This is a genomic window from Saccharibacillus sacchari, from assembly GCF_037722395.1.
GTDB classification, from domain to species: Bacteria; Bacillota; Bacilli; order Paenibacillales; family Paenibacillaceae; genus Saccharibacillus; species Saccharibacillus sacchari_A.
In genome coordinates this window covers 881,554-889,573 of record NZ_JBBKAR010000033.1, presented here as the reverse complement: position 1 = coordinate 889,573, position 8,020 = coordinate 881,554, and the positions used below count along the sequence as shown (strand labels likewise).

The following is an 8,020-nucleotide window of genomic DNA, read 5'->3' as shown; positions in this document are numbered from 1 at the left end:
GTACATGTTAATAATCTTTATGGTATTATTAATTTCACCAAGAGCCGGTAGCGGCTTGTATAACGAAACCAAGCGAAAGAAGTGGGATAAGAGATGCAGTTGGAAATCGATCAGTCCTCCCTCGTCGTCTATGAAGCATTAGCCAGCGAAGTTCGCATCAAGATCATTCAGCTATTGTCCAAGAACAAAATGAATATCAAAGAATTGGCTGCGGAGCTAGGTATCAGCAGTCCTATCGTGATCAAGCACATCAAAAAGCTGGAAGACGCGGGAATCATCAAAACGGAGAAAGTACCGGGCAAGTCGGGGCTGCAAAAGCTTTCCATCCTTAAAGTCGACCATATCGAGATTAATTTTCCGAAAAAGATTTTCCACTCTTTCGATTCGTATGAAACGTCGGTGCCGGTCGGTCATTATACGGACTTCGACTTGAAGCCGACATGCGGACTCGCTTCGGACAAAGATTTTATCGGCCCTGTCGACGATCCGAAGTATTTTATGGACCCCAAGCGAATGGATGCGGAGATTTTGTGGTTTACGCAAGGATTCGTGCAGTACAGCGTAGCGAACTTTCTCAAAAAAGAAGAAAAGCTACAGCAATTCGAGATCAGCATGGAGCTGTCGTCGGAGTTTCCGTTCTCGAACGACGTATGGCCGTCCGATCTCACCTTTACGCTGAACGGCGTCGAACTCGGCATTTGGACCAGCCCCGGCGACTTCGCCGATACGCGTGGCAAGCTGACGCCGGAATGGTGGCCGCATAACCTCAACCAGTACGGCTTGCTCAAAACGATCCGTATTACGGGTCATGGCACGTATGTCGATGGCGATCCGATGTCCGATATTTCGATCGCCGATCTGGATACGAGCTGCGATCGCTGGACACTCCGTATCGAGGTCAAGGAAGACGCGAAGAATGTAGGCGGAGCGACGATTTTCGGGAAAAAGTTCGGGAATCACAATCAGGATATTTTGTTTAAAATGTATTATTTGTAAGTGGATTTGCTTTTAACGAAAAAAAACCTTGTGTGCCGCATCCAATATTTTTGCGGAGACAAGGTTTTTTCTTTTTCCTACAAAAACCAATTTTTTCATAACATCTCTCCTTTCTGCCGCGTTCAGCGTATAAAGAAGATTTTCGCCAAAAAAGGAGTGAGCCGCTTGAATCAAACAAAACCGTCCAAAAAACAGCTTGCTCTCGCAATCGGTCTCGCCCTAATTGCCGCAACGCTGTTGACAGGCTGGTTATTGAGCGTGTTCGACCGTTATCAACCGTTTCAAACGCCGGAACAAAAACTGCTGCATGCTATGGAAGCGATCGAACAGGCCGAAGGCCGCGGTAAAGCCGAATTGATCGAACAAACGGTTATCGATCCTTACTTCTATACGCCCTATATGTTCGATGTTCATCTGGGCGCTTCTTTGGCGGTCAGTTCCGGCGGCGCAGAAGACGCTCGATTGGCGCCGGAGCAACGTATTCCTTTGCTGGAATGGTATATGCGGCATGCGGAACCGGGGCATTTCTTGATACGTGCTGCCGAGCAGCTCGCTTACGAATACGATATACTCGGCAAAAATGCGGAAGCCGAACGCTTGATTGCCGATACCGTCGAGCGCTTACCGGAAAACGCGGCGGAACGTCGAGAGCTTTTGCTGGTTCAAGCCGAACGCCAATTGGAATCCGGAAACTTGGCGCAAGTACGTGAATCACTGGAAAAAGTCGGCCCCATGACCGACAAAGAAGTTGCGATTTACGGTTTTTCCGATGCTTATGGTTTGATCTCCAGCCGTCTACTGTTTGCCGAAGGACAGGCATCATCGGCTCTGGAATCCGCTGACCGTGCACTTGCGGAACAAACCCGAACCGATCAAGCCGGATATACTTCCGAAAGCTATCTCGTGTTGGAAAGTTATCGTAATTCAATTCGAACGGCTTTGGCGCAGCAAGACAGCAAGCCTTCTATATTCTCAGGCAAGCTTGTCCGCAGTGACGGAACTCCCGTGTCACGCGCTGGCATCTTTTTGCGGGAAAATGATCGAAGCCAATACCGGGGCGATAAAGAACCTTACCACGCGGTGACTGACGACCAGGGAACGTTTGAAATCCGCGGCGTTGTTCCCGGATTTTATCAGCTTGAAGTCGGTCTTTCCTATGAGCAGCTTAAAGAATGGAGTTGGCCGTTTGACTGGGACGACCGGATTGAAATCAAAGGAAATTCGAATGTTGAGCGTGAGCTTACGATGACGCCTTTGATTAAGCAGTTGTCTCCTCTGGGCGGACAGCAATTGACCGAAGACATCGTCAAGTTCAGTTGGGCGAAAATGGAGGACGCGGCTTATTACGAACTCAGCGGTATGATTCCGAATCACGATAACGGCGGTGGCATCGGTTCGATGATCGTAAGCGGGATCAAGGAGAACCATCTCTCGATTCCGATCAGCGAACTATATGCCACGCCGGGCGGATTATCTTGGAGCGAAGACAACGATTGGGAGTCTACGGAACCCAACAGCCTGCTTGCCTATATGAATCCGGAAGCCAAAGTTTCGTGGAGCGTCGAAGCTTACGATGCCGAAGGCAACAAGATCGCCCAGTCCTCCGGTCCCCGGATTGATTCGACGAACAGCAGCGACCTGCCTGAATTTTATTTGAAACAACGTAGTCTGACTCCGGCGGATCGTCTGGTATTGAAAAAGGATCTTTCTCAAGCTCTGAATCGCTACCGCGACAATGTGAAGGCCGATCCGAACGATACCGAATCGCTGCGCATGCTCACCCGTCTGCTGTATGCGAAATCTCAGATCAAGGAAGATCAGAGCGCACAAGCCGAGCTTATCCCGTTGCTGGAGCGCTTGAACGAGCAAAGCGCGAACCCTCGCGAGATCGAGAAGCTGCTCGGATTATTTTACGAAACGGCCGACTGGGAAAATTATGAGCGTTACTACCGTCTTTATCAACAGTCGAACGAAGAAGCAACAAGCTCTTATGAGCGTTCGGTCCATGCGACGTCTCTTTTGGTTGTAGGCAAGACCGACGAAGCTAGACAGGAATTCGCCGACGCCATATCCGAAGATCCGACGCATCGTTTTATCGGCATGGCTTTGACGGCGGAACTTGCTGCGGATCGACCGTTGACAGAAGTTCGCGAAATGGCGCAAACGTATCCGCAACTCGACCGGGAACAGGTTTGGACGTATTGGGCGGACTTGCTGGAAGCGATGGAAAAAGAACGTTCCGCCTCGCCCGTCAAATTCGATGCGCAGCTTGAACAGTCGTTGACCGCGTTCCTGAAAAACCGCGAAGCCGGTATTGAAATCGAAAAGCTCCAGCCGAGCGGCCTGCGATCCATTGACGATTTTGTCGATGCGTTAGCGAACGTGAACTGAGAAACGCCTATTCCGTCTAGCGATCCGCATACCCAAAAGCCCAGGCAGCATCTGCTTGGGCTTGTTTTCGCTTATCTGACTTCCTCATCACAAAAGATCTTTTTCCCCGGCTTCTCTTCCCTGCCCCAACCGCTCCCGCATCTGCTTCATATCTTTCGCGGGCGGCAGCCCGAACATGCGCGCATACTCGCGGCTGAACTGCGACGGGCTTTCGTAACCGACGCGAAAAGCGGCTTCCGCGGCTTCGCGCGTCTCCGAAAGCAGCAATCGACGCGCCTCCTGAAGCCGAATCTTTTTCTGATACTGAATAGGCGTCAAACCCGTCACTTCCTTGAAATGCGCATACAACGACGATTCGCTCATATGCGCTTGCGCCGCCAACTCTTCTACGCGAAGCGGCTTGTCGTACTCCTGCTGCAAATGGCTGACCACGGAAGCGATCCGCTGCGATAACGTGCCCCCGGCGGCGAAACTGCGAATCCGTCCGCCCAGCTCCCCTTGCACCGCACGATACAGCAGTTCCCGAATCACCAGCGGTGCCAAAGCTTCGATATCGTCCGGACTGTCGAGCAGCCGCACCAGCCGAATCGCCGCATCCAATAACGCCCGATCCATCCGCCCGATGCCCAGTCCGCGCTCCAGCTTGCTTTTTTCTCCGACACTCTTGGAGCTTCCCGCACCGCCCAACTGCACAATCTGATCGGCCGTAAAATAAAGTTGCAGGCTCAAATAGGGTTCTTCCTCCGACGCTTCGACCACGCGCCCGCGGATCGGCAATTCGACCGAGGTCGCCAAGTAGGAATAAGCATCGTACGTATAGCGGTGTCGACCCAGCATCACCTGCTTCGCGCCTTGCGCCACGATGCACAGCGACGGCCGATACATCGAGTGTACCAGCTCATTCGTCCGATTTTGGCGGATCATGCGCAGTTCGGGAATCGCCGTACACTGCGGACCTTCATCGGGAGCATGGCGGAGAAGCAGATCGGCCAACTCCTGTCTTGCGTTTTCCCACTGGGGGTCTAACGGTATATCCGAATGGCGTTCCATCGCAATCTTCCTCCTTTTGCTGTACCCTTCTTATCTATCATGCGCCTTATTGGAGGATTAGGCAAGAATTCCCCGGGATTGATCTACCTCTCCCCCTCTTCCGACGTGCATAATACGGGTATAAGAACGGCAATACACTTTCTTTTTAAAAGGAGCGACTTACTTTCATGAACCCTTCTTTCACCTCTTCTTCATTTGCCGGAAAAACGGTTATCGTCACCGGATCGTCGCGAGGCATCGGCAGCGCGATCGCGGAAGACTTCGGTTCACGCGGCGCCAATGTAGTGGTCAACTACAGCGGGAACCGTGCGAAAGCCGAAGAAGTCGTCCAGCGGATCGAGCAGCACGGCGGACGCGCGATCGCGATTCAAGCGGATATCAGCGTTATTGCCGACATCGACTCTTTGTTCGCGCAAACGACCGAAGCTTTCGGCGGTATCGACATCCTCGTCAATAATGCCGGTCTAATGCACACCGTACCGCTGCTGCAAGTGACGGAGGAAGACTTCGACCGTCAGTTTGCCGTAAATGTAAAAGGAACCTTTTTCGCTTGCCAGGCCGCGGCGCGGCACTTGAACGAAGGCGGACGGATCATCAACTTCTCGACGTCCGTCGTCGGCGCCATGTTCCCCGGGTACAGCGTCTATGCCGGAACCAAAGGCGCCGTCGAACAATTCACCCGCCAGCTCGCCAAAGAACTCGGACCGAAAGGCATCACGATTAACGCCGTAGCGCCGGGTCCGATCAATACCGAGCTGTTCATGGAAGGCAAGTCCGAGCAGCAAATCGCGGGGATCGTCGGAATGAATTCTTTTGGCCGGCTTGGAGAAACGAACGATATTACCGGAGCCGTACTGTTTCTCGCGAGCGAAGAAGCACGTTGGATGACCGGGCAGACGATGCGGGTCAACGGCGGATTCGTGTAAAAAGCCTTACGACGCGTTCATGCTTCCATTTATAGCAAAAGCCGCCCGTACATTGGCGTACGAGCGGCTTTTTACGTCAAAAAACGAAAATTTCCTCTTCTAAACAAACGGGTTATAAAAACGCGATCCGTCCCAAAACGTAACGGTCAACACAGCAGCCGAAATCAGCAGCGCGCCCACGATCACCAACCCATCCTTCGTCGTCAGCGGGCGGCTTCTGTACCAGGTGCGTTTGCGTGTACGGCCGAAGCCGCGCAGTTCCAGCGCCGCGCTGACTTTCTCGATCCGCTCCAATGTCGCCAGCACGAGCGGAAGCAGAATCGCGGCCATATTTTTCACGCGTCGGCCCAGCTTCTCTTTTTTGGACAGGTCGATCCCCCGGGCTTGGGCCGCCGTGGAGATGTTCACGTATTCCTGCTGCACATCGGGGATATAGCGCATGGTGAGCGAGATCGAATAAGCGATCTTATAGCTCACGCCTACGCGATTCAGCGACGACGCGAATTCGCTCGGCTCGGTGGCTAGCAGGAACAGCAACGCAGGCGGCACCACGACAGCGAACTTCAGCAGCACATTGAACTGGTAAAACAACTGCTCGGAGGTCAGCGAATAACGTCCGGCGATATGCAGCAGCTCATGCCGGGTTCCGTAAATCTGTACGCCCTGCTCGGGTGAAAACAGAAAAATCGCCAACTGGTTCAGCACGGAAAAAATCAGGATCAGATACAGGACGAACGAATACTGCTTGAACGGAACTTTTGACACATAAAAAACACTCAACGAGATCACGAGCATAACCAGCAGGCAGCGCGTATCGTAACTGACCATTCCCGCGATCGAGAATAACAGAAATGCGATCAATTTGGTGACTCCGTTCAACCGATGGATCGGAGAGCCGACATCGGAGTAGGAGAGCAGCTTGGGCGCCATCAGTTCATCATCCTCCTGTCCGAACGAATGAACCGGGAAACGAACTCGTCTTCCGGCTGCACGCCGATTCGTCTAGCCAGAATATGCAGCGACGTCTCATGCAGATGCGCTTCTTCCACGATCTCTGCATTGCCCAAAATCCGTGCCGGCGTGTCGTCCGCAAGCTTGCGTCCTTCAGCCAACACCACCGCGCGCTGACCGTACTCCAGCATCAGGTGCATATCGTGCGTGATCAGAATCAAGGTCATCCCCTGCCTGTTGAGTTCCAGCAAAAACTTCATCATTTCATTATAGTGCCGGAAATCCTGGCCTGCCGTAGGCTCATCCAGAATCAAAATTTGCGGACGCAGCACCAGAATCGAAGCAATGGTAGCCCGTTTTTTCTGTCCGTAACTGAGCGCGGATACCGGCCAGCTACGAAACGGGTATAATCCGCAAACACGCAGCGTCTCATTGACCCGGTCCCGAATTTCCGCTTCCGGAACTCCACGGTTTACCAGCCCCAGCGCAACCTCGTCGTATAAAAGAGGCTTGGACAGCATATGATTGGGATTCTGCATCACAAAACCGATCACGTCGGCACGTTCGCGTATCGTATCCGTAGATAGATCGCGCCCGTTCAGCCGGATCGAACCGGAAGAAGGCTTGTGAAATCCGCAGATCAACCGGGAGATCGTCGATTTGCCGGCTCCGTTGCGTCCTGCGATGCACAAAATTTCGCCGCGGCCTACGCTTAACGAGACGTTTTGCAGCACAGGCTTCGCCGGATCGTAGCCGAAAGTGATCCCTTCCAGCTCCAACAAAGGCTCCTGGACTTCAGATTTCGGAACAGCCATATTGGCTTCATGCCAGCGAATCAATTGTTCCGTGCAACCGTCCAGATTAACGCTTTCTACATTGCCGGGTCCGATCTCGGGCGTTATCGCGCAGCCCGCGTACCGCATAGCCGATAGATGCAGCGGTTCCCGTATTCCTTTTTCGCGCAAAAGACCTGAACAAAGCAAATCGTCCGGCGGCAGGTCCGCGACGATCCGGCCTTCTTCGATCACGATGACCCGGTCGACCGGGCAATGCAGCACTTCCTCCAACCGATGCTCCACGATGATAATCGTCCGTTCGGATTCGCGGTGCAATCGATCGATCAGTTCCACGGTAGCCCGACCCGAATAGGGATCAAGACTCGCCAGCGGTTCATCGAACAACAAGATAGGCGCTCCGCCAACCAGACCCCCGGCTAACGTCGTTTTCTGCTTTTGCCCCCCGGACAGCTCTTGCGGGGAAGCATCGAGAAAGTCGGAAAACTCCACCTCGTCCGCGGCTTTTTGAACCCGGCGAATCATTTCCGCATGCGGAACGCCGTCGTTCTCCAGCTTGAAAGCAATATCTTCGCCTACCGTCAGTCCGACAAATTGACCATCCGGGTCTTGCATGACCGTTCCGATGAAGTCCGACAGCTCGGCGATTCCCATGCCTTTGCTATCCGCTCCCATAATTTTGAGCACACCCGAATGTTCGCCCGGATAAAAGTGCGGCGCAAGCCCGTTCATGCAGTGCGCCAGCGTGCTTTTGCCGGAGCCTGAAGGGCCGACGATCAACACTTTTTCGCCTTCATGAATCGTTAAATTGATATCGTGCAGCGTCGGTTCGCTCTGCGCGCGATATTGAAATGTAAATTGATCGAACTCGATCACCGGTTTTTTCATGGCTTTCCTTTCTCGTTACCGATC

The 8,020-nt window shown here is 53.0% G+C and carries 6 protein-coding genes; 3 read left to right on the top strand and 3 right to left on the bottom strand.

Translation table 11 applies throughout. The features are described 5' to 3' along the window. Window positions 1-93: 93 nt before the first annotated feature. Together WKI47_RS12800 and WKI47_RS12795 are read left to right on the top strand one after the other, a co-directional pair. Window positions 94-996, top strand: a complete 903-nt coding sequence (locus WKI47_RS12800; protein WP_037289034.1) for an ArsR/SmtB family transcription factor — start codon at window positions 94-96, stop codon at window positions 994-996. A 165-nt stretch (window positions 997-1,161) separates the two neighbouring features. Continuing rightward, the gene (locus tag WKI47_RS12795) at window positions 1,162-3,387 is read left to right on the top strand and encodes a carboxypeptidase-like regulatory domain-containing protein (protein ID WP_340227494.1); all 2,226 of its coding nucleotides are present in this window, start codon (window positions 1,162-1,164) and stop codon (window positions 3,385-3,387) included. A gap of 87 nt (window positions 3,388-3,474) precedes the next feature. Here WKI47_RS12795 and WKI47_RS12790 read toward each other — a convergent pair whose 3' ends face one another. Further along, window positions 3,475-4,437, bottom strand: coding sequence for an AraC family transcriptional regulator (locus WKI47_RS12790; RefSeq protein WP_340227493.1), 963 nt, complete (start codon window positions 4,435-4,437; stop codon window positions 3,475-3,477). Between the two features lie 167 nt (window positions 4,438-4,604). Between WKI47_RS12790 and WKI47_RS12785 the strand changes: the two genes are divergently transcribed. Beyond that, entirely contained in the window at window positions 4,605-5,363 is a 759-nt protein-coding gene (locus tag WKI47_RS12785) for an SDR family oxidoreductase (RefSeq protein WP_340227492.1), read from the top strand. A gap of 99 nt (window positions 5,364-5,462) precedes the next feature. Here the strand turns inward: WKI47_RS12785 and WKI47_RS12780 are convergent, their stop codons facing one another. Together WKI47_RS12780 and WKI47_RS12775 are read right to left on the bottom strand one after the other, a co-directional pair. Next, window positions 5,463-6,293 (bottom strand): energy-coupling factor transporter transmembrane component T, encoded by an 831-nt coding sequence (locus WKI47_RS12780; protein ID WP_340227491.1) that lies wholly within the window; start codon window positions 6,291-6,293, stop codon window positions 5,463-5,465. Further along, the gene (locus WKI47_RS12775; protein WP_340227490.1) at window positions 6,293-7,996 is read right to left on the bottom strand and encodes an ABC transporter ATP-binding protein; all 1,704 of its coding nucleotides are present in this window, start codon (window positions 7,994-7,996) and stop codon (window positions 6,293-6,295) included. The genes WKI47_RS12780 and WKI47_RS12775 overlap by 1 nt, the downstream gene beginning before the upstream one ends. Window positions 7,997-8,020 lie beyond the last annotated feature (24 nt).

Coding starts and splice junctions, on each gene's coding strand:
- WKI47_RS12800 (WP_037289034.1), top strand. CDS start 94: ATGCAGTTGGAAATCGATCAGTCCTCCCTCGTCGTCTATGAAGCATTA.
- WKI47_RS12780 (WP_340227491.1), bottom strand. CDS start 6,293: ATGGCGCCCAAGCTGCTCTCCTACTCCGATGTCGGCTCTCCGATCCAT.
- WKI47_RS12775 (WP_340227490.1), bottom strand. CDS start 7,996: ATGAAAAAACCGGTGATCGAGTTCGATCAATTTACATTTCAATATCGC.
- WKI47_RS12785 (WP_340227492.1), top strand. CDS start 4,605: ATGAACCCTTCTTTCACCTCTTCTTCATTTGCCGGAAAAACGGTTATC.
- WKI47_RS12790 (WP_340227493.1), bottom strand. CDS start 4,437: ATGGAACGCCATTCGGATATACCGTTAGACCCCCAGTGGGAAAACGCA.